General features: G+C 68.3%; 23 protein-coding genes and 1 pseudogene. 12 read left to right on the forward strand and 12 right to left on the reverse strand.

Translation table 11 applies throughout. From position 1 onward, the window contains the following. Together N416_RS21380 and N416_RS0106815 are read right to left on the reverse strand one after the other, a co-directional pair. Window positions 1-467: pseudogene (locus tag N416_RS21380) on the reverse strand (hypothetical protein); the annotation flags it as partial. A 7-nt stretch (window positions 468-474) separates the two neighbouring features. Beyond that, complete coding sequence (locus tag N416_RS0106815) at window positions 475-1,743, reverse strand: DUF3068 domain-containing protein (protein WP_081654481.1); 1,269 nt, start codon at window positions 1,741-1,743, stop codon at window positions 475-477. A gap of 104 nt (window positions 1,744-1,847) precedes the next feature. Here N416_RS0106815 and N416_RS0106820 point away from each other — a divergent pair, with 104 nt between their 5' ends. Beyond that, window positions 1,848-3,038, forward strand: a complete 1,191-nt coding sequence (locus N416_RS0106820; protein ID WP_024441372.1) for an acyltransferase — start codon at window positions 1,848-1,850, stop codon at window positions 3,036-3,038. Here the strand turns inward: N416_RS0106820 and N416_RS0106825 are convergent. After that, window positions 2,975-4,303 (reverse strand): oxygenase MpaB family protein, encoded by a 1,329-nt coding sequence (locus N416_RS0106825; protein ID WP_024441373.1) that lies wholly within the window; start codon window positions 4,301-4,303, stop codon window positions 2,975-2,977. The two genes, N416_RS0106820 and N416_RS0106825, sit on opposite strands and share 64 nt — an antisense overlap. Window positions 4,304-4,452: 149 nt before the next feature. Here N416_RS0106825 and N416_RS0106830 point away from each other — a divergent pair, with 149 nt between their 5' ends. Beyond that, window positions 4,453-5,046, forward strand: coding sequence for a TetR/AcrR family transcriptional regulator (locus tag N416_RS0106830; protein ID WP_024441374.1), 594 nt, complete (start codon window positions 4,453-4,455; stop codon window positions 5,044-5,046). A 20-nt stretch (window positions 5,047-5,066) separates the two neighbouring features. On the opposite strand, the gene N416_RS0106835 is transcribed toward N416_RS0106830, so the two are convergent. Continuing rightward, entirely contained in the window at window positions 5,067-6,395 is a 1,329-nt protein-coding gene (locus tag N416_RS0106835) for an oxygenase MpaB family protein (RefSeq protein ID WP_024441375.1), read from the reverse strand. A gap of 91 nt (window positions 6,396-6,486) precedes the next feature. Between N416_RS0106835 and N416_RS0106840 the strand changes: the two genes are divergently transcribed. Further along, complete coding sequence (locus N416_RS0106840) at window positions 6,487-7,062, forward strand: TetR/AcrR family transcriptional regulator (RefSeq protein ID WP_024441376.1); 576 nt, start codon at window positions 6,487-6,489, stop codon at window positions 7,060-7,062. 16 nt (window positions 7,063-7,078) lie between these two features. Here N416_RS0106840 and N416_RS0106845 read toward each other — a convergent pair whose 3' ends face one another. Beyond that, complete coding sequence (locus tag N416_RS0106845; RefSeq protein ID WP_024441377.1) at window positions 7,079-8,056, reverse strand: phosphotriesterase; 978 nt, start codon at window positions 8,054-8,056, stop codon at window positions 7,079-7,081. Between the two features lie 53 nt (window positions 8,057-8,109). After that, window positions 8,110-8,568, reverse strand: a complete 459-nt coding sequence (locus N416_RS0106850) for a MarR family winged helix-turn-helix transcriptional regulator (protein ID WP_024441378.1) — start codon at window positions 8,566-8,568, stop codon at window positions 8,110-8,112. 158 nt (window positions 8,569-8,726) lie between these two features. On the opposite strand from N416_RS0106850, the gene N416_RS0106855 reads away from it, so the two are divergent. Genes N416_RS0106855 through wrbA form a run of 3 tightly spaced genes read left to right on the forward strand, consistent with a single transcriptional unit; the run spans window position 8,727 to window position 11,069 of the window. After that, window positions 8,727-9,824 (forward strand): LLM class flavin-dependent oxidoreductase, encoded by a 1,098-nt coding sequence (locus tag N416_RS0106855; RefSeq protein WP_024441379.1) that lies wholly within the window; start codon window positions 8,727-8,729, stop codon window positions 9,822-9,824. Next, window positions 9,821-10,432, forward strand: a complete 612-nt coding sequence (locus N416_RS0106860; RefSeq protein WP_024441380.1) for an FMN reductase — start codon at window positions 9,821-9,823, stop codon at window positions 10,430-10,432. The genes N416_RS0106855 and N416_RS0106860 overlap by 4 nt, the downstream gene beginning before the upstream one ends. 34 nt (window positions 10,433-10,466) lie before the next feature. Continuing rightward, window positions 10,467-11,069: an NAD(P)H:quinone oxidoreductase gene (gene wrbA / locus N416_RS0106865; RefSeq protein WP_024441381.1), complete on the forward strand. Its 603-nt coding sequence runs from the start codon at window positions 10,467-10,469 to the stop codon at window positions 11,067-11,069. A gap of 9 nt (window positions 11,070-11,078) precedes the next feature. Here wrbA and N416_RS0106870 read toward each other — a convergent pair whose 3' ends face one another. Then, window positions 11,079-12,461 (reverse strand): NADP-dependent succinic semialdehyde dehydrogenase, encoded by a 1,383-nt coding sequence (locus N416_RS0106870; RefSeq protein WP_036457471.1) that lies wholly within the window; start codon window positions 12,459-12,461, stop codon window positions 11,079-11,081. Window positions 12,462-12,574: 113 nt separating this feature from the next. Here N416_RS0106870 and N416_RS0106875 point away from each other — a divergent pair, with 113 nt between their 5' ends. Further along, window positions 12,575-13,501, forward strand: coding sequence for a hypothetical protein (locus N416_RS0106875; RefSeq protein ID WP_024441383.1), 927 nt, complete (start codon window positions 12,575-12,577; stop codon window positions 13,499-13,501). 158 nt (window positions 13,502-13,659) lie between these two features. Here N416_RS0106875 and N416_RS0106880 read toward each other — a convergent pair whose 3' ends face one another. Both N416_RS0106880 and N416_RS22450 read right to left on the reverse strand, forming a co-directional pair. Next, window positions 13,660-17,997 carry an alpha-(1->3)-arabinofuranosyltransferase gene (locus N416_RS0106880; protein WP_081654482.1) on the reverse strand — a complete coding sequence of 1,446 codons (4,338 nt, stop codon included), beginning with the start codon at window positions 17,995-17,997 and terminating at the stop codon, window positions 13,660-13,662. A 16-nt stretch (window positions 17,998-18,013) separates the two neighbouring features. Beyond that, window positions 18,014-18,187 carry a DUF2613 domain-containing protein gene (locus N416_RS22450; RefSeq protein WP_081654483.1) on the reverse strand — a complete coding sequence of 58 codons (174 nt, stop codon included), beginning with the start codon at window positions 18,185-18,187 and terminating at the stop codon, window positions 18,014-18,016. A gap of 138 nt (window positions 18,188-18,325) precedes the next feature. Between N416_RS22450 and N416_RS22455 the strand changes: the two genes are divergently transcribed. From N416_RS22455 to N416_RS0106895, 3 genes are all read left to right on the forward strand, one after another. Then, a complete protein-coding gene (locus N416_RS22455; protein ID WP_196805108.1) occupies window positions 18,326-18,508 on the forward strand; it encodes a hypothetical protein in 183 nt (60 codons plus the stop codon). Continuing rightward, the gene (locus tag N416_RS0106890) at window positions 18,493-19,683 is read left to right on the forward strand and encodes a glycoside hydrolase family 3 N-terminal domain-containing protein (protein ID WP_024441385.1); all 1,191 of its coding nucleotides are present in this window, start codon (window positions 18,493-18,495) and stop codon (window positions 19,681-19,683) included. Before N416_RS22455 ends, N416_RS0106890 begins: the two co-directional genes overlap by 16 nt. Window positions 19,684-19,761: 78 nt before the next feature. Continuing rightward, entirely contained in the window at window positions 19,762-20,388 is a 627-nt protein-coding gene (locus N416_RS0106895) for a TetR/AcrR family transcriptional regulator (RefSeq protein WP_024441386.1), read from the forward strand. Window positions 20,389-20,400: 12 nt separating this feature from the next. Here the strand turns inward: N416_RS0106895 and N416_RS0106900 are convergent, their stop codons facing one another. Then, complete coding sequence (locus tag N416_RS0106900) at window positions 20,401-20,763, reverse strand: hypothetical protein (protein WP_024441387.1); 363 nt, start codon at window positions 20,761-20,763, stop codon at window positions 20,401-20,403. A 70-nt stretch (window positions 20,764-20,833) separates the two neighbouring features. Between N416_RS0106900 and N416_RS0106905 the strand changes: the two genes are divergently transcribed. Beyond that, complete coding sequence (locus N416_RS0106905) at window positions 20,834-21,064, forward strand: hypothetical protein (protein WP_024441388.1); 231 nt, start codon at window positions 20,834-20,836, stop codon at window positions 21,062-21,064. A 19-nt stretch (window positions 21,065-21,083) separates the two neighbouring features. Here N416_RS0106905 and N416_RS0106910 read toward each other — a convergent pair whose 3' ends face one another. Together N416_RS0106910 and N416_RS0106915 are read right to left on the reverse strand one after the other, a co-directional pair. After that, window positions 21,084-21,926, reverse strand: coding sequence for a MaoC/PaaZ C-terminal domain-containing protein (locus N416_RS0106910; protein WP_024441389.1), 843 nt, complete (start codon window positions 21,924-21,926; stop codon window positions 21,084-21,086). Between the two features lie 5 nt (window positions 21,927-21,931). After that, the gene (locus tag N416_RS0106915) at window positions 21,932-23,296 is read right to left on the reverse strand and encodes a 3-oxoacyl-ACP reductase (RefSeq protein WP_024441390.1); all 1,365 of its coding nucleotides are present in this window, start codon (window positions 23,294-23,296) and stop codon (window positions 21,932-21,934) included. 107 nt (window positions 23,297-23,403) lie between these two features. Here N416_RS0106915 and N416_RS0106920 point away from each other — a divergent pair, with 107 nt between their 5' ends. Beyond that, complete coding sequence (locus N416_RS0106920; RefSeq protein WP_046300942.1) at window positions 23,404-24,783, forward strand: acetyl-CoA C-acetyltransferase; 1,380 nt, start codon at window positions 23,404-23,406, stop codon at window positions 24,781-24,783. The last annotated feature ends 50 nt before the right edge of the window (window positions 24,784-24,833 follow it).

A 24,833-nucleotide genomic window follows, 5' to 3' on the forward strand; every position in this document is an offset into this window, starting at 1 on the left:
TCGGCCCCCGGGCCGGCGCGCAAGCCCAGCATCGCCGCCGCCACCCATGGCAGGCAGCCGTACCCGACCAGCAGGCTCCAATGGCCCTGCAGCAGCCGCTCGGCCACATACGGGTTCCAGATCACCACCGTGATCGCCACCAGTTGACCGGGCAGTCCGGACTCCGGCAGTACGGTCGCCACCAGCCGTGCCGCCCCGCATCCAGCAAGCCACAGGCCCATGAAGAGTAGCGCCTTGACCACGGTCCCGCCGTCGATCAGCCGCGACGCCAGCGCCACCGCGAAGTCTTGGGGTACCGCCCGCGGGGATGCCTCACCCAGCCCGAGGGCGGCGCCGGTCAGATATGACCGCGGTGTCGAAACTGCGTCGCGCAACAGCAGATAACCCGGGCGCAGCAATGGCGCCAGGATGAGCAGTGTCAGCCCGAGTGCATAGCACGGCGCGATCCAGGCTCTGGCGCGCACCACCGCGCAACTACGGCTGGTCGGGAGCCGAATCCGGGGTGCCCCGTTCCGGGGGGCTCGACTCCGGTGGCGTCGCCGGGCGGTCCAGCTGGGGACGTTGCGCCGGGATCTTCTCGGTCTCGGCTTCGGCACCGGACGGGCGATCGGCCGTCGGCGCCTTGGGCGCGAAACCGCCGAAGAATCCACCGTCGGAGCCGTGCCGGTCGCTGCGGCCCAGCGCGGCCTCGGCCGGCAGGCTGAACCAGCCGACCAGGACTCCGCCGATCAAGCAGATCAGCCCCGCCGCGGTGAAGGTGATCGGCAGGACCCGGGACCACAGTGCCACCCGGTCACGTTCGTTGCGCGCCGCGTTGACCTGCTGCTCGATGGTCTCCTCGGAGCTGGTGACCGTGTAGTCGGCCAGTGCGATCTCCGGCTTGAGCGCGTCCCGGGCGTAGTAGTGGTTGGCGTGCAGCTTCGACTTGACGATGGTGCCCGAGACGGGGTCGACCCACATGGTGCGCTGCGCGGCGTAGTACCGCGTCATCGTGACGTCCTCGTCGGGGTCGGCGCCTTCGATGTTCCAGAGTCGGGCGGGCGCGGTGATCTCACCGTCTTCGTCGTGGCCGTAGAGCGACGGGTAGCGGACCGGCTCGGTCAGGCTGCCGTCGTTGTCGTAGCCGACGTTCTGGACGAACCGGTAGGTAGTCAGCCCGTTGACGTCGTCCTCACCCTCGTAGTTGGCCTCGTAGGCCTTCTGCGCGATCGGGTCGAAGTACTGGTAGGACTGCTTCTTGGTGTCGAAGGGGAACCGGTACGACAGTCCCTCGTGCGGCAGGGCGATGTTGGTGGGCGGGCTCTCGTCCTCAAAGTTGCGCGGTCGCTGCACCGAGCCACCCGGGTGTGTGTCGTCCGAAACCGCCTCGGCGGTCGTGCGGTTCAGCGTCACGGTGTCGACGATGGCCAACAGCAGCCCGGTGTCCTTCTGCCGGTCCGCGCGCCGCAGCGACGAGCCGACCTGCAGGGTCACCACGTCGGCATTGGCGGGCGACTCGACCCCGATCTGTTGCTGGGACACCAGCGGCACGTCCTGGTCGACGACGGCGTGCTCGCTGCCGAGAGACTCCGGGTCCAACGCGGCGCCGCTGCCGTTGCCGATCAGCGTGACGTCGATGTCGAGCGGGATCTTGGCGATTTTGCCCACCGTGTAGGTGGACAGCAGCAGTGCCGCAACCATCAGGGCGGCGCCGAGGCCCATGACTGCGCATGCCGCGATACGCATCATGATTGCTCGGTTCACGTCGCCGCATCCTCCTTTTGTCCCGGTACCCAAATTTGTTTGACCCTAACAGCAGCAGCCGCAACAGCTACTGTGTGTCCATCGATGCCTCGGTCGGAAATCAGATGAGTCAGCAGGTGGGTGGCGTACGTAGCTTCCTGCCCGCAGTCGAGGGTATGCGCGCCTGCGCGGCTATCGGGGTCGTGATCACACACGTCGCGTTTCAGACCGGACACTCGTCGGGGATCAGCGGCCGGATGTGGGGTCGTTTCGACATGGCGGTCGCGGTGTTCTTCGCGCTGAGCGGATTTTTGCTGTGGCGTGGGCACGCGGCGGCCGCGCGCGGACTGCGTCCGGCGCCGCGCACCGGGCATTACCTGCGTTCACGGGTGGTGCGGATCATGCCGGCCTACCTGGTGTCGGTGGTGGTGATCCTGGCGCTGCTGCCCGATGCCGGCGGCGCCAGCCTGGTGGTGTGGCTGGCCAATCTCACGATGACCCAGATCTATGTGCCGCTGACTCTGACCCCGGGCCTTACCCAGATGTGGAGCCTGGCCGTGGAGGTCAGCTTCTACGTGGCCCTGCCGCTGCTGGCATTGGCGGCGCGGCGGTTGCCGGTGCGCGCCCGAGTACCGGCGATCGCCGGCGTGGCGTTGCTCAGCCTGGGGTGGGGGTTCTTGCCCATCCACACCCCCTACGGGGTGAATCCGTTGAACTGGGCGCCGGCCTACGGCTGCTGGTTCGGGGCGGGCATGCTGCTGGCCGAGTGGGCGTACAGCCCGGTAGGGCGGGTGCACCGGCTGGCCCGTCGGCGGCTGCCCATGGCAGGGGTGACTCTGGTGGCGTTCGCAGTGGCGGCCTCGCCACTGGCTGGGCCGGAGGGGCTGACTTCGGCCACCGTCGGTCAGTTCATCGTGCGCACCGCGATGGGCGGGGTGCTGGCGTGGGCGTTGTTGGCGCCGCTGGTGCTGGATCGGCCCGACACACCGCACCGGTTCCTGGCCAGCGCGCCGATGGTGACGTTGGGCCGCTGGTCCTACGGAATCTTCATCTGGCACCTGGCGGCTCTCGACATGGTGTTCCCCGTCATCGGCCGATTCGCCTTCACCGGTGATATGGCGGTGGTGCTGGCGCTGACGCTGGTGTTCACCGTCGCCATCGCCGCGGTGAGCTATGCCCTGGTGGAGCAACCGTGCCGCGAGAAGCTACGAGGTTGGGAGACCCGGCATCTGCGGGAGCGCTCCGATGCCGATCAGGCGGCCTTGCCCGACGGGGTGTACTCGGCGGAGTCGCTGGTGAATTCGGGCGTGCCGTAGGCGGCCAGTCGTCGCTTGAGCAGCCTGAGTATGTAGGCGTTGGTCAGCCGGCGCAGGCCCGGGGTGCGCACAGCGCGCTGCACCACCAGCAGGCGACCCGTCACGAACGGAGCCGTCAGGGCGATCCGCGCGTAGTCGCCGGCGCTGAGCGTGACGCTCATCTTCTTGGCCACGTCTCGCCTGCCGCCGCAGAACGTCTTGACGAAAAAGGCCTTGCTGTAGCTCTTCTCCACCGCATCGGCGATGCGCTCACGCAGCGTCTGCTCCTGGCGCAGGTAGGCGGCCATGGTCGAGCGGACCAGTTCCCCGCAGGTGGCGTCGTCGAAGTCGTCGCGCAGTAGCGCAGCGCGGGCGCTGAACACCCGGATGATCTCATCGGGCGTGGTCGGCAGCAGTTCTTCCGGCAGGCCGAGGAGCACGCAGCGATAGCGGGTGAACTCGACCTGGGCGCGCTCGCTCGGGGTGAATTCGGTGCGTCCTTTCCGGCGGGCGTCCATCGCCAGCACGAAGAGGTTGATCATCCCGGCCGGCATCTGGTCGATCTGCGGAATCGGCAGCCCGTAGATGTCGATGTCCCATTTCGGCGATCGCTTGAGCGCGTTGAAGCGGACCATCGAGTGCATCAGCCGCACCATGGCCGCGGCCTCGAAGCCCGGGCCGTGCCGGTCCAGCGCGCCGGGCAGCGTGGTGACGGCGAAGAAACTGGTGGTTTCGTTGACCCGCCCGGCGGCACGCTTGCCCGACAGTGCGCCGGTCAGCGCCATCGGCAGCGCGGCATAGGTGTTGAGGAAGGTCGCGATGAACGCACCGCGGACGACGAAGGGTGCCAACAGCGCCATCGGGAGACGGGAATGCTCTGCTCCCTTACGCACCAGATCCATGTCCAGCCAGTCCGGGGTGGCCTCCATGTCGGCGATGAACGCAGCCAGCTCCGGCGGGGCGTCGGGCACCGCGTCGACACCGTGGCGGCAGGCCTGCTTGAGCATGCCGATCAGGGTGCTGACGCTGTGCTGGCCCATCAATGCGGCGTAGGAGTCCGACACCACGTCGCCCAGCCAGGTGGCCGTCGTGATCAGCTCGACGGCGGCATCGTCGGCCAGCAACTTGGCCCGGGTGGCGGGGTTGCCCGGCAGGGACGCGACGTCGTCGGGGGAGGCGGCCGTGCGGTAGGGCTGCACGTCGAAGTCCAGGTCGCCGTAGAGCTCCGGCAGCAGCTCGGCCTGCCGGCGAACGCGCTGGTACAGGTCGGGGTAGTGCGTGGGCATCCAAGACCTCCGGTGAACGAATTTCGGCCGCACTATGGCACAAATTCATGTAATTGTGTCACGATAACAGGTGCGAAGACCCGCCGACGGACCCGCTGGCCTACCTCGCGTCGGCCCAGCTCACCGCGCAGCATGACAGGATGAACGCCATGGGAAGTCCGGCAACGGTCAAGGTCGCCGATCCCATGACTGGCACGGCGGGCGCCATCGTCGCGGCCGCCCGCGTGGAGTTCGCCCGGCATGCCTTTCGTCGCGCCAACATCGATGCGGTCGCCCAGCGCGCCGGGGTGAGTCGCCGCACGCTGTACCGGCACTTCCCCACCAAGGAAGCACTGTTCGAGCAGCTGGTGGAAACCGACACGCAAGCGCTGTTCGTCGAACTCGGCAACGCCGCCCGCGCGCAGGACGCCCGCGGCGCCATCGTGGAATGCTTCACCCTGGCCATGCGCCGCATCACCGAGAGTCCGCTGGCGACCGCGGTCATCGAAAGTGAGCCGGAACTGCTCATCGGAGTCAATACCCCCAGCGGTGAGAAGGCGCTGGTGCGTGCCAGCCATCTGGTCGCCGCGACGCTGCGTCTCTGTGGAGTCGGCATGCCCGACGATGAGGTCCTCACCACCGCCGAAATCCTGGTGCGGCTGGTCGCCTCACTGCTCACCAACAGGGCAGGGGTCCTCGACATCAACGACACCGCCGCCGTTCGCAAATTCGCCCAGACCTACCTCGCCCGACTGGTCTGGTAGCCGGCGGGCACCCGGACCCGTTACGCCAGCTGTCCAGCTGGCGTGTAATCCTTTGCATCGCTGGTGAATTCGGGCTTGCCATAGGTCTTGAGCCGACGCTTGACGAGCCGCACCAGGTAGTCATCGGTGATCTGGCGGAGTGCCGGGATCCGATTGGCGCGCCGAACCACCAGTAGGCGCCCGATGATGAACGGCGCCGTCACGGCGATCCGCAGGTAGTCGGCCAGGCCGATCGGCACTCCCTTGTCCTTGGCCACGGCGCGGTCGCCGTTGCAGAAGGCCTTCGTGAAAGCTGCCTTGCTGTAACTCTTCTCGACGGCATCGGCCATGCGTTCCCATCGGGTGTCGACGGGTCGCAGATAGGCGGCCATAGTCGAGCGCACCATCTCGCCACAGGTGGCGTCGTCGAAGTCCTCACGCAGTAGCGCCGCGCGGGTGTGGATGAGGTGGATGATCTCGGTGGGCGTGGTCGGCAGGAGCTCCTCGGGCAGCCCCAGCAAAAACGCGCGGTAGCGAGTGAATTCGACCTGGGCGCGCTCGCTCGGCGTGAATTCGGTGCGCCCTTTCCGGTGGGCGGCCGTAGCCAGCAGGTAGAGGTTGATCATTCCGGCCGGCATCTGGTCGACCTGGGGGACGGGGACGCCGTAGACGTCGACGTCCCACTTGTCCGAGCGCTTGAGCGCGTTGTAGCGGACCATCGAGTGCATCAGCCGCACCATGGCGGCCGCTTCGAATCCGGGGCCGTAGCGGTCCAGAGCGCCGGGCAGCGTGGTGACGGCGAAGAAGCTGGTGGTCTCGTTGACCCGGCGCGCGGCGCGGCGGCCGGACAACGCGCCGGTCAGCGCCATCGGCAATGCGGCGTAGGTGTTGACGAAGGTCGCGATGAAGGCGCCTCGGGTGACGAACGGCGCCACCAGGGCCGCCGGGATGCGGGCGTGCCGTGCACCCTCACGCACCAGATCCATGTCCAGCCAGGAGGGCGCGGCTTCCATGTCGGCGATGAACGCCGCCAACTCCGGCGGCGCGCCGGGCACGGCGTCGATGCCTTCGCGGCAGGCCACCTGGAGCATGTCGATCAGAGCGGAAACGCTGTACTCGGACATCAGTGCCGCATAGGGATCGGCCACCACGTCGCCCAGCAGGGTTGTCGTGCAGATCAGTTCGACGGCTTGTTCGTCGGCCAGATAGGGAGCGCGGTCGGCGACCCACTGCGGCAGCGCCGAGAGGTCGCCCGGGTCGGTGGTGGTGCGGTAGGGCTGCGCGTCGAAGTCGATGCCGCCGTAAAGGCCCGGCTGCAGCTCGCGCTGACTGTGAACACGGCGCGCAAGCTCGGGGTAGTGCGTGGGCATCCGACCTCCGGTAACTAACATATTGTTAGTTACAGGTAACAGGCCGTTATTTATGCTGTCAACTATGACTTTGGCGCAGTCGCGGCGGCGGATGACGGCCGAGGCTCGGCGTAGCCAGATCCTCGACGTCACCCACGCGATCGTGGATGCGGAAGGCTTCCACGCCGCCACGCCGAATCGAATAGCCCGCGAGGCCGGGATCAACCGCTCGCTGCTCTACCAGCAGTTCGGTGACCCCGCCGGCCTGTTCGTCGCGCTGATCGATCGCGAAGCCGCCCGCGCGGGCGCCCAGTTCGCAGAGGTGATCGCCGAAGCGGCGGAACCCGGTGGCGACGGCGACCTGGCCGGCAGATTCGACAGCGTGGTCAAGGCCGCCGACGCCCATCCCGCGACCTGGCGGCTGTTCCTGTTCCCCCCGCAGGGCGCGCCGCCGGAACTGCATGAACGCCTTGCGCAGGCGCAAGAAGTGGTGCGCGGCTATCTGGCGGGTGAGTTGCTGCGTGTCTACCCGGACCTGCCGGATCCCGACTACACCGCCCGCGTGCTACACGCAGTCGCCCGTGAACTCCTGCAGTTGCGCCTCAGCGATCCCGACGCCGCCACCCACGAGCGGTTGCACGCGCTGGTCCGATCATTGGCGCTACGTGCTGCGACACCGGCACGGTGAAAGTCACGGTGCGGCCTCAGTAGCCGCCGGAGTGCTCGAAGATCTTGCGCGGGTTGTCGACCAGCATGGTGCGCAGCTGCTCTTCGGTGACGCCGCGCTGCCGTAGCGCCGGAATCACGTCATTGTGGATGTGCAGGTAGTGCCAGTTCGGTGCGGCCACTGAGCTCAGATCGCCGGGCAGCGCGTCGAAATAGCAGTTGGCGTCGTGGGAGAGCACCATCTTGTCGGCATGGCCGCGCTCGCACATGGCCGCCACGGTGTTCACGCGCTCCTCGAACGGCAGGATCAGGTCGATGCCGAAGCGGTCCATGCCCAGATACGATCCCGCCGCGATCAGCTCCTCCAGGTAGCCCAGATCGGTGCTGTCCCCGGAGTGCCCGATCACCACCCGGGACAGGTCGACGCCTTCTTCTTCGAAGATGCGCTGCTGCTCCAGGCCGCGGCGAGTGCCGGCGTGGGTGTGCGTGGAGATGGGCGCGCCGGTGCGGCGGTGGGCGTTGGCCACCGCGCGCAGCACCCGCTCGACGCCGGGAGTCACGCCCGGTTCGTCGGTGGCGCACTTGAGGATTCCCGCCTTGATCCCGGTGTCGGCGATGCCGGACTCGATGTCGCGGACAAACATGTCGGCCATGATCTCGGGTCCGTCCAGCATGGTTCCGGGTCCGCGATAGTGGTAGAAGAACGGCACGTCGTTGTAGGTGTAGATACCGGTGGCCACCACGATGTTCAGGTCGGTGCCGGCGGCCACGCGGGCGATCCGTGGGATGTAGCGGCCCAGTCCGATCACGGTCAGGTCGACGATGGTGTCGACTCCGGCGGCCTTCAACGCGCCCAGTCGGGCGATCGCGTCGGCCACCCGGGCGTCCTCGTCGCCCCAGGCGTCCGGATAGTTCTGGGCGATCTCGGTGGTCATGATGAACACGTGCTCGTGCATCAGGGTGACGCCGAGGTCAGCGGTGTCGATGGGCCCGCGCGCGGTGTGGCATTGCGACATGGCTCGATCGTATGGAGATTGGCGCGGCGGGCGGTTGCCTTCGCCGAGAATGCCTAGTGGTGCTCCAGCAGATTGTCGCGGATCCGCGCGTAGGAGTGGGTGAACAGTTCCACCTCGCGCGGACTGAGCGAGTCGAACAGACCGGCCCGCACCGCGTGCACATGGCCCGGCGCCGCCGCACGCAACTTGTCCATGCCCGACTCGGTGAGCTCGGCGTACTGGCCGCGCTTGTCTTCTTCACACTTGACCTGGTGGACCCAACCGGCGTCGGTCAGCCGTTTGACCGCTCGGGTGACCCCGCTGCGGGTCGTCACGGTGATGTCGGCCAACGCATTCATCCGCAGCCGGCGGTCGGGCGCTTCGGACAGCAGCGCCAGGATCTCGAAGTCGGACAGGCTCAGTCCTGAGTCGCTGACCAGTTGTCGGTCCAGGCTGCGCAGCAGCAGGCGCGTGCTGTCGAGGTAGCCCCGCCACATCTGCTGCTCCTCCTCGGTGAGCCACCGTGTCTCCATAAGACCTAAATATAGTTGACTAAATCACAATCGTCCAGGTGAATATCGGGTTCAGATGGCTAGGAAATGCGGGAATTGACCACAAAATAGTTGCGTTGACAACTATCAGCTAGAGTAGCGAGCAACGCACAAGGAGGGCCGCAATGGCGAGCACCGGTATGCAGTTCGGCATTTTCACCGTCGGCGACGTGACCGTCGACCCGACCACCGGTCGTGCGCCGACCGAAGCCGAGCGGATCCGGGCGACCGTGGCGATCGCCAAGAAGGCCGAGGAAGTCGGCCTGGACGTCTTCGCCACCGGCGAGCACCACAACCCGCCGTTCGTGCCGTCGTCGCCGACAACCCTGCTGGGTTACATCGCGGCACAGACTGAGCGTATTCAGCTGACCACCGCCACCACCCTGATCACCACGAACGACCCGGTGAAGATCGCCGAGGACTACAGCGTGCTGCAGCACCTCGCCGACGGCCGGGTTGACCTGATGCTGGGGCGTGGCAACACCGGACCGGTGTACCCCTGGTTCGGCAAAGACATCCGGACCGCGCTGCCGCTGACGGTGGAGAACTATCAGTTGCTGCGCCGGCTGTGGCGCGCGGACGTCGTCGACTTCAGCGGTGAATACCGCACTCCGCTACACGGATTCACCCTGGCGCCGCGGCCGCTCGACGGAGTTCCCCCGTTCGTCTGGCACGGCTCTATTCGCACCCCCGAAATCGCCGAGCTGGCCGCGCACTTCGGTGATGGCTTCTTCGCCAACCACATCTTCTGGCCGGCGTCGCATACCAAGCGGATGGTGCAGCTCTACCGGCAGCGCTTCGAGCACTACGGTCACGGCGGTGCCGATCAGGCGATCGTGGGCCTGGGCGGTCAGGTGTTCCTGCGACCCAACAGCCAGGATGCGATCAACGAGTTCCGGCCGTACTTCGACAACGCCCCGGTTTACGGGCACGGCCCGAGTCTGGAGGAGTTCAGTGAGCAGACCCCGCTGACAGTCGGCTCGCCGCAACAGGTGATCGACAAGACCCTGAGCTTTCGGGAATACGTCGGCGACTACCAACGCCAGCTGTTCCTGGTCGATCACGCGGGCCTGCCGTTGAAAACGGTGCTCGAACAGCTCGACCTGCTGGGTGAGCAGGTAATCCCGGTGCTGCGCAAGGAGTTCGCCATCGGACGGCCCGCGCACGTGCCCGGCGCGCCGACGCACGAGTCTCTGGTCGAGGCTGCGCGGCTATCCGAGATCCAGGAGGCGTCATGAAGTTGATCGTGGTCAGCGGCGGTCTGCGTGAGCCGTCGTCCACTCGGCTGTTGGCCGACCGGCTCGGTGCGGCGGTTCGCGCCGAGCTCGGCCGGGACGATGTTGCGGTGCTCACGCAGGTAGTCGAGCTGCGTCATCTGGCTCGGGCGATCACCGACGCGATGTTGACCGGTTTCGCCGCACCGGAACTGGAGGCGGTGTTCGACGCGATCGCGGACGGTGACGGGGTGATCGCGGTGACGCCGACGTTCAACGCGACGTTCAGCGGGCTGTTCAAGTCCTTCTTCGACGTGCTGCCCGAGCAGACCCTGGCGGAGAAGCCGGTACTGATCGCGGCGACCGGCGGTACCGAGCGCCACTCGCTGATGCTGGACCACGCCCTGCGTCCGATGTTCTGCTATCTGCATGCGCTGGTATCACCTACCGGGGTGTTCGCCGCCACCGCAGACTTCGGCGCGGACGGATCCGGCTCAGGCCTGTCCGAACGGATCGCCAAGGCGGCCAAGGATTTCGCCCGGCTGTTGCGGGCGAGCGGCGCACGGCCGCACCAAGACCAGTTCAACGACGAGCTGACCGAAATTCAGGGCCTGCTGACCGGCACGCGCTGACCGACACGACCCAACAATCAAAGGAGTGATGGCAATGACGAAGTTGGCGGTTATCTACTACTCGGCCACCGGCCACGGCACCAAGATGGCCGAACGGGTGGCCCGGGCGGGCGAGGCGGCGGGCGCCGAGGTCCGCGTGCGTCATATCGAGGAGACACGCGACCCAGAGACCTTCGCTCACAACCCGGCGTGGAGCGCCAACTACGAGGCGACCAAGGATCTGCCCGCGGCCAGCGGTGAGGACATCGTCTGGGCGGACGCCGTCATCTTCGGGTCCCCGACCCGATTCGGTTCCCCCGCTGCGCAATTCCGGAACTTTCTGGACGGGCTGGGCGGGCTGTGGGCCAAGGGCCAACTCGCCGACAAGGTCTACGCCGGCTTCACCTCGAGTCAGACCGCCCACGGTGGGCAGGAGGCCACGCTGCTGAATCTGTACGTGTCCCTGATGCATTTCGGCGGCATCCTGGTACCGCCGGGCTACACCGACCCGATCAAGTTCGCCGACGGCAACCCCTACGGTGTCGGGCACATCACCGGACCGAACAACCAGAACGAGCTGGACGAGCCCACGCTGGCCGCACTCGACCACCTGGCCACTCGGGTGGTGGGCGTCGCCGCCAAGGTCGCGGCGGGGTGATGACCGGCGTCAGGCCACCCACACCGTCTTGAGGTTGCAGAACTCCCGGATGCCGTGTCCAGAGAGTTCCCGGCCGTAGCCGGACCGCTTGATCCCACCGAACGGCAACTCCGGGTAGGACACTGTCATGCCGTTGATGAAGACCTGGCCGGCCTCGATCTCGTCGGCGAACCGGCTGATCTCCGCCTCATCGCGGGTCCAGGCATTGGACCCCAGCCCGAACGGGCTGGCGTTGGCGATTTCAATGGCCTCGTCGATGTCGGCGGCGCGGTACACCGATGCCACCGGGCCGAACACCTCCTCGGTGAAGATCGCCATGTCGCGACTGATGTCGGTGATCACGGTGGGGGGATAGAACCAGCCCGGGCGGTTGAGTCGCTTACCGCCGCAACGGATCACCGCTCCGGCAGCGGCGGCGGCATCGACCTGCTGCGCGACCTCGTCACGGCCCGATTCGGTGGCCAGCGGTCCGACATCGGTGTCCGGGTCGGTCGGATCGCCGACCCGCAGTGTCGACATCTGGCTGACGAACTGGGTGACAAACTCGTCGTAGATGTCGGTGTGGACGATGAATCGCTTTGCCGCGATGCATGATTGGCCGTTGTTCTGAACCCGCGCGGTGACCGCGGTGCGGACCGCGGCCTCCAGGTCGGCCGAGGGCATGACAATGAACGGGTCGCTGCCGCCCAGTTCCAGCACGGTGTGTTTGACCTCGTCGCCGGCTATAGCGGCGACCGAACGCCCGGCTGGTTCGCTGCCGGTCAGGGTGGCCGCCGCCACCCGCGGGTCGCGCAGCACCCGCTCGACGGCACCCGAGGAGATCAGCAGGGTCTGGAAGCAACCGTCCGGGAAACCGGCGCGGCCCAGCAGGTCGGCGAGGTACAGCGCGGTCTGCGGCACGTTCGAGGCGTGCTTGAGCAGGCCCACATTGCCGGCCATCAGGGCTGGGGCGGCGAATCGGACCGCTTGCCACAGTGGGAAGTTCCACGGCATCACCGCCAGCACCACCCCGAGCGGTTGATAGCGGGCGAACGCCTTGGATGCGTTGACCTTCGACGCGTCGGCGACCTCGTCGGCCAGCAACTCCGCACTGTGGTCGGCGTAGTAGCGGAAGCCCTTGACGCACTTGAGCGCTTCGGCTTTGGCCGAGGTCAACGTCTTGCCCATCTCAAGGGTCATCATGGCGGCGACTTCGTCGGCTTCGGACTCCAGCAGATCAGCGGCGGCGTGCATCCATCTGGCTCGCTGAGCGAAATCGGTGCGACGGTATTCGACGAAGCGATTCGCCGCGCGGGTGATCGCGGCATCGACTTCGGTGTCGCTGGCGGCGGTGAACGTCTTGACCGTTTCGCCGGTGGCCGGGTTGGTCGTGGCTATCGGTGTTGCAGGCACGCGGGCCTCCTTCTCAGGCGCTGCGGTGTGAGAGTGCATGTCCAGCCTGCCACCATCGAACCGCGTAGGCTCGCCACGAGCCAGCGTCAGTACATCGATACGGGAGTCGCCCGATGCGTTTCAACCCACCGCCCAACTGGCCGCCCGCGCCACCTGGCTGGGCACCGGATGCCAACTGGGCGCCGGATCCGACGTGGCCGCCCCCGCCCCCGGGCTGGCCGCTGTGGGTGGAGGACGACGCTGTCGGCATGGCTCCCGGGGGCTATCCGCCGTATGGTGCGCCGTGGCCGGTCCCGGGTGCTCAGCCCAGGTCACGCAGGGTGTTGTGGCTGTCGCTGGCCGCGGCCGCAGTGGTGGTCGCGGTCGTTGCCGGGCTGGTTCTGAGCCTGGGTGGCCGACTCACGGCAGCGGACAATCCGTCACGCAAACCCGACATCAAGGAGTTGACGTCGGAGATGTTGGTGGAGCGGTCCTCGTTTCCCGACCCGTCCGGTGGCAAGTGGATCAGCGGGGTGAACAGCGCCGGCGACGCGCCCTCGGACATGCCGAATCTGTCGGTCGACCCGCCCGAATGCGCCGACTTCTACTCCAGTCCGGCCTCCGCCACGCAGACCGCGACGGCGACGCTGGCCAAGCTGCAGCCCGGCGGCCTGCACACGATGCGCGTGCGACTGGCCCTGACGCCGGACCGCCCGAACCTCAAGCGGTTCGTGGAGAAGTGCCAGACATTCACGCAGACCTTTGAGCAGGGTGGGCGTTCGGTGACCACCGACATCCAGATGAACCCGCTGGATGCGGATGGAGTGCCGCCGTGGGCGGTCGCGACCGTGATCACCAGCGCCAGCAAGGCCGCCATCCGGTTGCCGATCTCGATCACCGCTTCCACCATCTCCGGCTATTACCGCGGGGTGCTCGTCGTGGCGACCAGCAACGACATCGGATTACGTGTGGAGAGCGACGGATCCGACGACGCCACGCACGCCGAGGATCTGGTGAAGCTGTTCAACACGCAGATCGAGAAGCTCGAAGCCGCGCAGTAGCGGCACTCTTCGCCGCAGATGCCACAGGGGCGCCACCGGCCCCTGGCGCCCGCTGCCCTCGACTCCGTCGGCTGGGCTTATTGCGGTGGCCCGCTGCCCTTGACTCCGTCGAGCTTGCGACCACCGCGCGCGACCACCGCGGGCGACCACCGCCGTACCTATGGGCGCTGGCCCGCTTCGCCCGACTCCGTCGGCTCGGCCCATTGCGGTGGCCCGCTGCCCTCGACTCCGTCGAGCTTGCGACCACCGCGCGCGACCACCGCCGTCGCCGCCAGGACCGCCACCGAGACCAGGGCCGCCAGCTGCACCCCTGCGGAATGGCCGGCATAGCCGTCCACCGACCGCCAGGGGTGCCGGCACAGCACCGCGCCCGCCGTGATCAGACCGCCGGCGCTCAACCCGAGCCGGGCCACCTCAAAGGAGCGCTGCCGGTGCTGCAACGCGAGCAGCAACACCATCGCGGCGCCGAGCACCGCCGCCCCGGCAGTCCCGGCGATCAGGAAGCCGACCGTCAGCGCACCGGCCGCCGCCACGCGCCGGCTCGGCCCCCACGGCGCTGCCGGCGGGCCGGGGTCGCGGACCCGCCGCACTGGCCACCAGGCCAACAACGCAAGCAGCGGAAGCAGAGCCAGGCCGCCGGCCATCCCGAGCCGGTACATCCGATTGGGCCCGAACGTCAGCGTGATCGCGCCGTCGGTGCCTGCGGGCAGCACAAAGCCCTGCTGCCATCCGTTGACCGCCACCGGAGCCAAGCGTGTGCCGTCCGACGTGCGCGCCACCCACCCGCCGTTGATGCTCTCCGGAACAACCAGCACCCGAGCGGCCGCCGCGGCGGGCACTGTCACTTCACGCCGGTCCGCGCTCCACGTGCCGATCTGCGCGGGCCTGGTCGCGGCGGCCCTCGTAGACGCTGACGGCGCGGACAGCGTCGCGCCGTCGACGACGAACGCCGGTCCCGGGCTGACCATCAATTCCTGCGCGCCGGGCGGCAACGCGATCGGACGCAGGTCGCATGCCTGCGCTGCCACCGGTTTGTCATCGAGCAGCGCGCCGACCGTGGTCGTGATCGAGGTGTGTACGAACCGGCCGGCGATCGCGATGATCGGCCCGTGGTCGCAGTCGACGTGAACCGCACGCGACCGGTTTCGGACGGGATCGGCGGGGGCCACGGGACGTCCGTCGGAGCCGAGCACACTGACCTCGGCCAGCCCCGGCGGCTTGAGCTGATCGAAGCCGATCGCGGTCCGATCGATCACGTCCTCCCACCCCAGCAGGCTGATCGTGACGGTGTCGGTGACCCGCGGCAGCAAGCCCACCTGCTGATCGTCGGATCCCCCTAGCTCCCGCACTTGGGGGCCGGAGCCCAGGTCGACGGCCACCAGTGTGGGGTGCGCCGGCAGCGGGGACTGACTGGGGGTGAACCGCACTCCGGTCACCTTGACCGGACGCGGCAACGTGATGGTCAGGGTCGGCGGGGATCGGTGTGCGACCACTCGCTGTGACGCCGTCCAGGCGGTGCCTGGGTCACCGTCGGCCGCGGCATACGCCGCCCCCTGCACGTCGAGCACGTCGGCGTCACCGCGGGCCCGCAAGGCGCCCGGCTCGGCGATCAGGTCGACCAGGTTCGGGCCCTGGCGCGGTCGCACCCACACTGTCGGGGTCACCGACATGGCTCGCGGCACGTTCAGGGTGCGGCTGAAGGTGGCGGGCTCCTCGGGCTCCAGCATCATCGATGCCGCGCAGCGCACCGCGCCGTCGGCCTTCGCGCAACCGGTCCGGCCCGGCAAGCCCGCACCCAAGTCCCACTGCGCCACTTGAGCTCCCGCGGGTGGAGCGGGAACCAGCGCCGTGTGGCGCAGGTCGACCGGATGCGCGAAGCCCGACGCGTCGTATTGGGTGATCGCCAGATCGGTGATTCCGAATTGCACGCCGGGGGAGCCGTCGTCGGTGCCCGACGCGGTGATCCGCACCCAGGGTGTTTCGCCGTAGGGCAGTGCGGCGATCAGGGGCTCGCCGGCGCGGTCGAACCGTAAGGTGGTGGTGCCGTTCACCGTGGAGATCTGTATCCGCCGCACCTGGGCGCCGACGGCCGTCGCACTGGGCGTCAAGGTGATGGTGCCGTTGGTCAGCGGGTGGTCGAAATCCACCTGCAACCACTGGCCGACCGCCGACTGCAGGGCGTTGGACACCCAGGCGGTTCCCGAGTCGCCGTCGATGGCGGCTGCCGGTGAGGTCGACGGTGCGACGTCGGGCAGCGTGGTGGCGTCCGAGGACGAGCTGGACGCCGTGAGACGGCCGCCGAGCCAGCCGCCGAACACCGTGCTGGCGCCCGGTGTCGGATAGTCCGGTACCCGACTGTGGGTGTGCCGGGCGTCGCCGGCTGCCCGGATCGTCGACGAATGGTCATCGACCCGGCCGTAGTCGGTCTCGCGCGCCAGCGGGGTGTCGGTGACGGTGACCACCGGCGTGCCCAAGTCCGCGCGCCGGGCGTCGGCGGTCAGCAGCACCGGGCCCAGGGCGGGCTCACCGCGCAACCGGCGGTGTTCGTCGAGTCGCAGCAGCACCTCCGGGCCGCCGTCGACCCGCGGCATCGCGTGGAGGTCGGCCAGGTACGGCGCGCCCGGGTTGGCATCGGTCGCGGGGTCGCCGACCCGGTAGATCTCGATCGCGGGATAGGCCGGCCGCAGGCCGCTGTCGGCGACGAATCCCGGGACGGTGCCGGACCCGACGGGCTCGCCGAACTGGGCCACGCGCTGTAGTCCCGGTGAGCCGTCGACGGCGCGGTGCACCAGCAGCGGTCGGGCCGACCGGGAGGTGTCGGGGTCCAGGTCGTTGCGCACCACCAGGTAGGAGATGCCCTGTCGGAGCAGGGTGTCGGCCAAGCCTGCAGACGGGCGGCCGGCGGCGAACAGGCGCTGCACGGAGTCGAGCGCCCGAATGGTCTGCGGTGGGGTCAGCGGGATCGAGTCGCGCACCCCCCACGGGCCGACATCGAGGACCTGCAGCGGTTCGTCGTGGCTGGTGCCCCAGGTCTGAGTGGCAAACGGGGCTCCCGGTGCCACCAGCACCCGGCCGGGGGTGGGGCCCCCGCTGTTGTGTTCGGCGATCCACGCCGCGGCGTCGCGCCAATACTGCGGCAACGCGCTGAATGTCCCCGGCGGGGTGAGCCGGCCGGTCCAGGCCAGTGACGTCGAGACCATCAGCGCCGTCAGGACCACCAGACCGACCGCGGCCGACTTGTGATGTTCGGGGTGAACGAACGCGCGCCGCCACACCACTGCCGGCGCGCTGCCCGGCAGCGGGATACGCCCCAGCAGATGGGTAAGCCCCAGGACCAGCGGGATACGGAGCACGGACTCGAGTTTGTGCAGGTTGCGCAGCGGCGCCCCGGCGCCGTCCAGGAAGGCCTGCACCGAGTGGGCCAGCGGCGAGCCCAGTCCCCCGGCATAGCCGATGGCCAACAGCGTCACCCCGATCAGCAGCATGGTGACCAGCCGTCCGGCGCCGGGCGACCGCCGAGACAGCATGCCGGTCAGTCCGGCCAGACCGGCGGCCGCCACCAGGCAGGTGCCCAGGATCATCACCGGGCGGGTGACCAGCGGCGCCCCGGCCGTGGCATTCGGCGCGACGAACGGCGTCCAACTATGGGTGCCGCGCAGCATTTCGGTCAGCGACGTCCACCGGGTGGTGACCCCGGCCGATTCGATGAAGTCCAGGAACGGTGGGCTGACCCGGCCAAGCAGCAGCAGGGCCACCACCCACCACGTCACCGCCAACCCCAGCGCCAGCAGCCACCAGCCGGTGAAGCGCCACCAGCGCCGGTTCGGGCGATGACACAGCCACCAGATGATCGCCGGCAGGCACCCCGCGAGCGTCGCGACCGCGTTCACGGCGCCCATCAACGCGACCGCGACCCCAGCCTGGCCGGCCAGCACCCGGGTGGGCCGCTCCGGGATGTCCTGGCCCGGGTCACGTGGCGCCCCCAACGCTCGGATCACCGGCAGCAGCACCCAGGGCGCCAGCATCATCGGCAGTGTCTCGGAAGAGATAGAACCCAGGGTGCTGAGCACTCGCGGCGACAGTGCGAACGCGGCGGCGCCGATCAACCGTGCCGTCGGGGTTCCGATCCGCAACGTCTCGGCGACCCGCAGCAGGCCCCAGAAGCCCACCGTGAGCAGCACCGCCCACCACAGCCGCTGAACGATCCAGCCGGGCAGCCCCAGCAGATCACCGGCCAAGAAGAACGTGCCGTGCGGGAACAGGTAGCCGTACGCCTGGTTCTGCACCTGGCCGAACGGCAGTTCGCTGCTCCACAGGTTGGCGGCACGAGCCAGGAAGCGCAGCGGAGCGATGGTCAGATCGAGTTTGGTGTCCGGAGAGATCCGGCCGGGTGCCTGCAAGAGGCTAAAAATCAGCGTGACGAGGCCAACCAACCACAACCAGCGCCGGGACAACGGTGTTACAGCCTGCGGCTTTGCCGGCGGACAGTCAGGCATTGCCGGCGTCCGCAGGTCAGCCGCGGTTGCCGTACTCCACCCTGTTCAGCACCGAGGACTGCGGGTCGCCACCGGCGATCTGCGGCTTGGTGTCTTGTTGCACCATCAGCGTGACGCCGAAGACGGCCGCCGCACCCAGCAAGACCCCCACGACCATGCTTATGGCGGCCGGTACCACGAACCGAGGCATGGTCAGGCTCCTTCTGCACTCTCGTGACGTCGATCAGGGGCGCCATCAACATCAGCCCCCGCTTGGGCCCCGACCGCCAACGTAGCACGTGGGCTTCGCGAGCCCGGCGGTTCAGGGAGGCTCGACGTAGGAGAGGCGATGCTGGGGCCGCCGCATGAGCCCGGCGGTTCAGGGAGGCTCGACGTAGGAGAGGCGATGCTGGGGCCGCCGTATGGGCCGGGCGGTTCAGGGAGGCTCGACGTAGGAGAGGCGATGCTGGGGCCGCCGCATGAGCCCGGCGGTTCAGGCCGTGACAGCATGGTGCGATGCCTGGATCGCTGACTCGACAACTGCCCGGTCTGCTGCTGGCCGCCGCGGTACTGCCGGCGCTCGTCACGTCGTGCTCGCACCGTGACGAGACGCCCGCACCGTCGTCTGACGCCGCGGCGTCGCCTACCGCGACAGTCTCCGCGCCGCCGGGCGATCCGGTGTGTGAGCAGGTGTCGGCTTTGTCGGTCCGCGACAAGTTGGCGCAGCTGGTGATGGTGGGGGTCCGCGATGCGGCCGACGCCCGCGCCGTGGTGACCGATCACCACGTCGGCGGCATCTTCATCGGCAGCTGGACTGACCTGTCCATGCTCACCGATGGCTCGCTGAAGGAGATCAAGGACAGCCAAGCACCCACCGGCCCGCTGCCGCTGGCGGTCAGCGTGGACGAGGAGGGCGGCCGGGTGTCTCGGCTGTCGTCGCTGATCGGGAAGTCGCCGTCGGCCAAGGAACTGGCGCAGACCAGTAGCGCCGCGCAGGTGCGTGAGCTGGCCGCCGAGCGGGGCCGCAAGATGGCTGACCTGGGCATCACTGTCGATTTCGCGCCGGTTGTCGATGTGGTGGACGCCGATACCGACGAAGACACCGTGATCGGGGACCGTTCGTTCGGTTCGGACCCGGCCAAGGTCACCGAGTACGCCGGCGCGTACGCGCAGGGTCTGCGCGACGCCGGGCTGCTGCCGGTGCTCAAGCACTTCCCCGGCCACGGCCACGGTTCCGGTGACTCGCACACTGCCGGAGCGGTGGTCACGCCGTCTCTGGCGCAGTTGCAGGACAACGACCTGGTGCCCTACCGCACCCTGGTCACCGAGGCGCCGGTGGCGGTGATGATGGGCCACCTGGAGGTTCCCGGGCTGACCGAGGATCCAGCCAGCCTGAGCCCGGCGGCGGTCACGCTGCTGCGCACCGGCACCGACTATCACGGACCGGCGTTCGACGGCCCGGTGTTCAGTGACGACCTGTCGTCGATGGCGGCGATCACCGAGCACTACGGAGTCGCCGAGGCGGTGCTGCGCAGCCTTCAGGCCGGTGTCGACATCGCACTGTGGGTCACCACCGACGAGGTGCCCGCGGTGTTGGACCGGCTGGAGCAAGCGGTGTCCGCCGGCGAGCTGAAGCAGGAAGCCGTCGACGCCTCGCTGGCGCGCGTCGCCGCGGCCAAGTTGCCCGGTACGCACTGCCACGGGTGATTCCGGCGGCGCGGACAGCGCACAAGTTACTCTTCGGTAAGATCGGGCCGAGGGGGATCGCGGAAGGACCTCGAGGCGATGGCAGCTGGTAACAAGCGGTTACCGCGGGCCGTGCGCGAACAGCAGATGCTCGACGCCGCGGTGCAGATGTTCTCGGTCAACGGCTACCACGAGACCTCGATGGATTCGATCGCCGCGGCCGCACAGATCTCCAAGCCGATGCTCTACCTGTACTACGGCTCCAAAGAGGAGTTGTTCGGGGCGTGTCTGGACCGCGAACTGCGCCGCTTCGTCGAGTCGGTGCGCACCGAAATCGACTTTCAACAGCCCCCGAAAGACATGCTGCGCAACACGATTCGGGCCTTCTTGCGGTACATCGACGCCAACCGGGCGTCCTGGATCGTGATGTACACCCAGGCCACCAGTTCGCAGGCGTTCGCCCACACCGTGCGCGAGGGACGCGAGCGAATCATCGAGCTGGTCGGCCGGCTGTTGCGGGCCGGCACGCGTAAGCCCGAGCCGGGCGTGGACTTCGAGTTGATGGCGGTCGCGCTGGTGGGTGCCGGCGAGGCGATCGCGAGCCGGGTCAGCACCGGTGATACCGGCGTCGACGAAGCCGGCGAGCTGATGATCGACCTGTTCTGGCGTGGACTCAAGGAAGCCCCGGGCGGCCGCGACGGCGCCGACGCCGCCGCGGCCGGGTAGTGGGGCGCGGCCTCAGGCCGTGAAGAGATCCTGGATGGTCGCGGTGATGTCGCGGACCGCACCGTTGAGTGCCAGGAATTCGAAACCGGCTGCCAGCGTGCCCAATCCGACGACGCCGGCAATCGGCAGGCCGATGGCGTCGATGACGTCACCTTGGGTGAGTTCCTGGGCGAACACTTCGAACGCATAGGCCGGTGCGGTGGTGAGCAAGGCGTTGAGGATGTCGGCAGTCGGAAGCAGCGTCGCGTACGCCGAGGCAACGATGCTGCTGAACGCGTTGGCGAGTTCGCTGAGGCTGGGCAGCGTGAACGACGTGACATCGCCCGCCGAGGCGCCCAGGAAATCGGCTGCGCTGGGGATTTGGCGCGAATTCACTACCCCGGAAGCACTTTCGGTAACCCACCTATGGGCTGCGTGTTGGACGGATGCACAGGTCGCCAAGACGGTGAAGTCGTTGGAGCAGCACATCTATCGACTGGCAGTGGCCTCCGCTGAGGCGTTGCCCGAGGCTGCTCCGGGGTTCTCCGCGCCCGCCTATATGGCGGCCGTGATGGTGGTGGTCCGCGGCCTGGTGATGTCGATCCCGGTTTGGGGTATCGACGTCGTCAGCACCCGTTGGGAGGCCAGCAAGGCGACCCTGCTGAAGGCGGCCGGCTTCGCCGTCGACAACGCCTAAGGGGCAACAGCGGTATCGGCTATAGGCCCCGCACCGCCCCCGTCAGGTAGGGGTAGCCCTTGGCTACGTTGCGCAGCGCCAGATCCCAGCCGCCGTCAACCCTGTCGATGTAGAGGCCGGGGCTGGCCGGCAGGAGCATCGGCTTGCCGAACCGCACCGCATAGTCGACAGCGTCCGGAAGCGCGCCTTCGATATTGGCCAGAACGGTTGCCGCGGAGAACATCCCGTGCGCAATCGCGGTGGGGAATCCGAACAGCTTGGCGCCGATCGAGCTGGTGTGGATCGGGTTGTGATCGCCGCCCGCGGATGCGTACCGCCTAATCTGGCCCGGCGTCACACGCAGCACCGCGTTGGGAGGGCCCAGCTTGGGCTGCTTGGCCGGCGGCGGCTTCGGCTCGTCGGACAGGCTGGTGCGCTGCTGGTGCAGGAATGTCGTCACCTGGTGCCAGGCCGGGTCGTTGCCCACGGTGATGTCGGTGACGATGTCGACCAGCAGGCCCTTGCGATGTTCCCGCAGGTTCTCTGCCCGCACCGTCACTCCGACGGTGTCGGTGACGGTGATCGGGCGGTGGCGCGTGATCCGGTTTTCGGTGTGCACCGAACCCATCGCGGCGAATGGGAAGTCAAACCCGGTCGCCAGCTCCATCACGGTCGGGAAGGTCAGCGCGAACGGGTAGGTCAGCGGGACCTGATCGGCGAATCGCAGCCCGGTGACGGCCGCGTAGGCGGCGACGTGGTTGGGGTCGATCACCAGCTCGTCGACCCGCAGCGTCCGGTTCGGCAGCGTTGGTGTGCGCGGAATGAAGGGCAGCGCCCCGGCTACCGCACGCACCATGTTTCTCATGCCACTGGGTTGGGACATCCGTCTCACGCTCCCAGCATGGCTTGGCCACAGACCCGGATGGTGTTGCCGGTGACCGCATTCGACGCCGGACTGGCGAAGTAGCCGATCAACTCGGCGACGTCGACGGGTTGACCGCCCTGGAACAGCGAGTTGAGCCGGCGTCCGACCTCGCGGGTGGCCAGCGGGATCGCCGCCGTCATCTCGGTTTCGATGAACCCTGGGGCGACGGCATTGATCGTGATGCCCTTCTTGGCCAGTGTCGGAGCCAGCGCTTCGGTCAGGCCGATCATGCCGGCCTTGGTGGCCGCGTAGTTGGTCTGGCCGCGGTTACCCGCGATCCCGGCCATCGACGACAGGCCGATCACCCGGCCGCCGTCACCGATGCTGCCGTTGGCGACCAGCCCTTCGGTAAGGCGCTGCGGTGCAAGCAGGTTGACCGCCAAAACTGCGTTCCATCGGGCGTCGTCCATGTTGGCCAGCAATTTGTCGCGAGTGATACCGGCGTTGTTGACCAACACATCGGCCTTGCCGCCATGGTGTTCGGCGAGGTGCGCGGTGATCTGGTCCACTGCGTCGTCGGCGGTGACGTCCAGGGCCAGCGCGGTCCCTCCCACCCGGGAAGCCGTCTTCTGCAGCGCCTCGGCGGCCTGCGGCACGTCGATCGCCACCACCTTGGCGCCGTCGCGGGCGAACACCTCGGCAATGGTGGCGCCGATGCCGCGCGCCGCCCCGGTGATGATCGCGACCTTGCCCTCCAGCGGCCGGTCCCAGTCGGCGGGAGCGGTCGCGTCGTCGGCGCCCACGTAGAACACCTGGCCGTCGACGTAGGCCGAGCGGGCCGAGAGGACGAATCGCAGCGTCGATTCCAGGCCGGTGGCCCCAGGCTTGGCGTCGGGCGACAGGTACACCAGCTGCACGGTGGCACCGCGCTGCAGTTCCTTGCCCAGCGAGCGGGTGAAGCCCTCCAGCGCGCGCTGGGCGATCTGCTCGTCGGCGCTGCCGGCGGCCGCGGGGGTGGTGCCGACGACGACCAACCGGCCGCAGCGCCCCACGTTGCGCAGCAGCGGGGTGAAGAACTCATGCAGTGCGGTCAGCCCGGCGGGTGAGGTGATGCCGGTGGCGTCGAAGACCAGTCCGCCGAAGGAGTCGGCCCACCGGCCGCCCAGGTTGTCGCCGACCAGCTCGTAGTCGTCGGCCAGCGCGGCCCGCAGCGGCTCGACCACCCGGCCCGACCCGCCGATCAGCAGCGGGCCGGCCAGCGCCGGCTCGCCGACCCGGTAACGACGCAGCGTCTCGGCCTGCGGAACGCCGAGCTGCTTGGCCAGGAACGATCCGGGGGCGGAGCCCAGGATCTGGGACAACAGGTCCGAGGGAACTTTGGGGGCCATCGTGCTGCCTTCCATGTGGGGACGTGCCTGGTGCGGGCCACGGTGTCGACAACGAACTTACTCCAGAGTAAGAATACTGGGTAGTATCAGGACGACCGTCCCCGGCAATGCGGGGGACCCACCATCAGAGACGAGAGATCGTGGCATCTGCATCTGCTGCTAAACCTGCCGAGGCAACCGCCGGCACGCGCCGCCGCGTCGCCGTCCTCGGGGGCAATCGCATTCCGTTCGCACGCTCCGACGGCGCCTACGCGAACGCGTCCAACCAGGACATGTTCACCGCAGCGCTAGGCGGTCTCATCGATCGGTTCGGCCTCGCCGGCGAGAAGCTGGACGCGGTGATCGGCGGGGCGGTGCTCAAGCACAGCCGTGACTTCAACCTGATCCGCGAATCGGTGTTGGGCTCGGCGCTGTCGCCCTACACGCAGGCCTTCGACCTGCAGCAGGCCTGCGGTACCGGGTTGCAGGCGGCGATCTGCGCCGCCGACGGAATCGCCGCTGGCCGTTACGAGGTGGCTGCCGCCGGTGGCGTGGACACCACCTCGGACGCGCCCTTGGCGATCGGCAACGAACTGCGTCGCACGCTGCTTGCGCTGCGCCGGTCGAAGTCGAACCTGCAGCGCCTCAAGCTGGCAGGCAAACTGCCCGCCGCGCTGGGCGTGGAAATCCCGGCCAACAAAGAGGCGCGGACCGGCCTTTCCATGGGCGAGCACCAGGCCATCACCACCAAGCAGATGGGCATCAAGCGGGTCGACCAGGACGAGCTGGCCGCAGCCAGCCACCGCAACATGGCCGCCGCCTATGACGGGGGCTTCTTCGACGACCTGGTGACGCCGTTCCAGGGGCTCTACCGCGACGACAACCTGCGGCCCCAGTCCAGCCCGGAGAAGCTGGCCACGCTCAAGCCGGTGTTCGGCGCGAAGGCCGGTGACGCCACCATGACCGCGGGCAACTCCACCCCGCTTACCGACGGTGCGTCGGTGGCACTGCTGGCCAGCGAGGAGTGGGCGGCCGCACGCAACCTGACCCCGCTGGCGTATTTCGTCGACGCCGAGACGGCCGCGGTGGACTACGTCAACGGCGCCGACGGCCTGCTGATGGCGCCGACCTACGCGGTGCCGCGACTGTTGGCGCGCAATGGTCTGACCTTGCAGGACTTCGACTTCTACGAGATTCACGAGGCGTTCGCCGCCACGGTGCTGTGTCACCTGGCGGCGTGGGAGTCGCAGGAGTACTGCACGCAGCGGCTGGGACTGGATTCGGCGCTGGGCGCCATCGACCGGTCCAAGCTCAATGTCAACGGCTCGTCGCTGGCGTCGGGTCACCCGTTCGCGGCCACCGGCGGGCGGATCGTGGCGCAGGCGGCCAAGCAGATCGCCGAGGCCAAGGCCGCCAAGAAGGGCGCCGCGAAGAACAAGCCGGTGCGTGCGCTGATCTCGATCTGCGCAGCCGGGGGCCAGGGCGTGGCCGCCATCCTCGAGGGCTGACAGGCGCGACGATCGACGTTTGATTCGCGCCGTTGCCGGGTAGTCGAGAC

This window comes from Mycobacterium sp. UM_WGJ (genome assembly GCF_000455125.1).
Taxonomy (GTDB): Bacteria; Actinomycetota; Actinomycetes; order Mycobacteriales; family Mycobacteriaceae; genus Mycobacterium.

What these genes read in the sequence shown, in the direction of transcription:
- N416_RS0106825 (WP_024441373.1), bottom strand. Translation starts at nt 4,303, where the DNA reads ATGCCCACGCACTACCCCGACCTGTACCAGCGCGTTCGCCGGCAGGCC.
- N416_RS0106920 (WP_046300942.1), top strand. Translation starts at nt 23,404, where the DNA reads ATGCGGGGGACCCACCATCAGAGACGAGAGATCGTGGCATCTGCATCT.
- N416_RS0106910 (WP_024441389.1), bottom strand. Translation starts at nt 21,926, where the DNA reads ATGTCCCAACCCAGTGGCATGAGAAACATGGTGCGTGCGGTAGCCGGG.
- N416_RS0106880 (WP_081654482.1), bottom strand. Translation starts at nt 17,997, where the DNA reads ATGCCTGACTGTCCGCCGGCAAAGCCGCAGGCTGTAACACCGTTGTCC.
- N416_RS0106875 (WP_024441383.1), top strand. Translation starts at nt 12,575, where the DNA reads ATGCGTTTCAACCCACCGCCCAACTGGCCGCCCGCGCCACCTGGCTGG.
- N416_RS0106835 (WP_024441375.1), bottom strand. Translation starts at nt 6,395, where the DNA reads ATGCCCACGCACTACCCCGAGCTTGCGCGCCGTGTTCACAGTCAGCGC.
- wrbA (WP_024441381.1), top strand. Translation starts at nt 10,467, where the DNA reads ATGACGAAGTTGGCGGTTATCTACTACTCGGCCACCGGCCACGGCACC.
- N416_RS0106845 (WP_024441377.1), bottom strand. Translation starts at nt 8,056, where the DNA reads ATGTCGCAATGCCACACCGCGCGCGGGCCCATCGACACCGCTGACCTC.
- N416_RS22455 (WP_196805108.1), top strand. Translation starts at nt 18,326, where the DNA reads ATGCTGGGGCCGCCGCATGAGCCCGGCGGTTCAGGGAGGCTCGACGTA.
- N416_RS0106915 (WP_024441390.1), bottom strand. Translation starts at nt 23,296, where the DNA reads ATGGCCCCCAAAGTTCCCTCGGACCTGTTGTCCCAGATCCTGGGCTCC.
- N416_RS0106830 (WP_024441374.1), top strand. Translation starts at nt 4,453, where the DNA reads ATGGGAAGTCCGGCAACGGTCAAGGTCGCCGATCCCATGACTGGCACG.
- N416_RS0106840 (WP_024441376.1), top strand. Translation starts at nt 6,487, where the DNA reads ATGACGGCCGAGGCTCGGCGTAGCCAGATCCTCGACGTCACCCACGCG.
- N416_RS0106895 (WP_024441386.1), top strand. Translation starts at nt 19,762, where the DNA reads ATGGCAGCTGGTAACAAGCGGTTACCGCGGGCCGTGCGCGAACAGCAG.
- N416_RS0106890 (WP_024441385.1), top strand. Translation starts at nt 18,493, where the DNA reads ATGCCTGGATCGCTGACTCGACAACTGCCCGGTCTGCTGCTGGCCGCC.
- N416_RS22450 (WP_081654483.1), bottom strand. Translation starts at nt 18,187, where the DNA reads ATGCCTCGGTTCGTGGTACCGGCCGCCATAAGCATGGTCGTGGGGGTC.
- N416_RS0106860 (WP_024441380.1), top strand. Translation starts at nt 9,821, where the DNA reads ATGAAGTTGATCGTGGTCAGCGGCGGTCTGCGTGAGCCGTCGTCCACT.
- N416_RS0106855 (WP_024441379.1), top strand. Translation starts at nt 8,727, where the DNA reads ATGCAGTTCGGCATTTTCACCGTCGGCGACGTGACCGTCGACCCGACC.
- N416_RS0106850 (WP_024441378.1), bottom strand. Translation starts at nt 8,568, where the DNA reads ATGGAGACACGGTGGCTCACCGAGGAGGAGCAGCAGATGTGGCGGGGC.
- N416_RS0106820 (WP_024441372.1), top strand. Translation starts at nt 1,848, where the DNA reads ATGAGTCAGCAGGTGGGTGGCGTACGTAGCTTCCTGCCCGCAGTCGAG.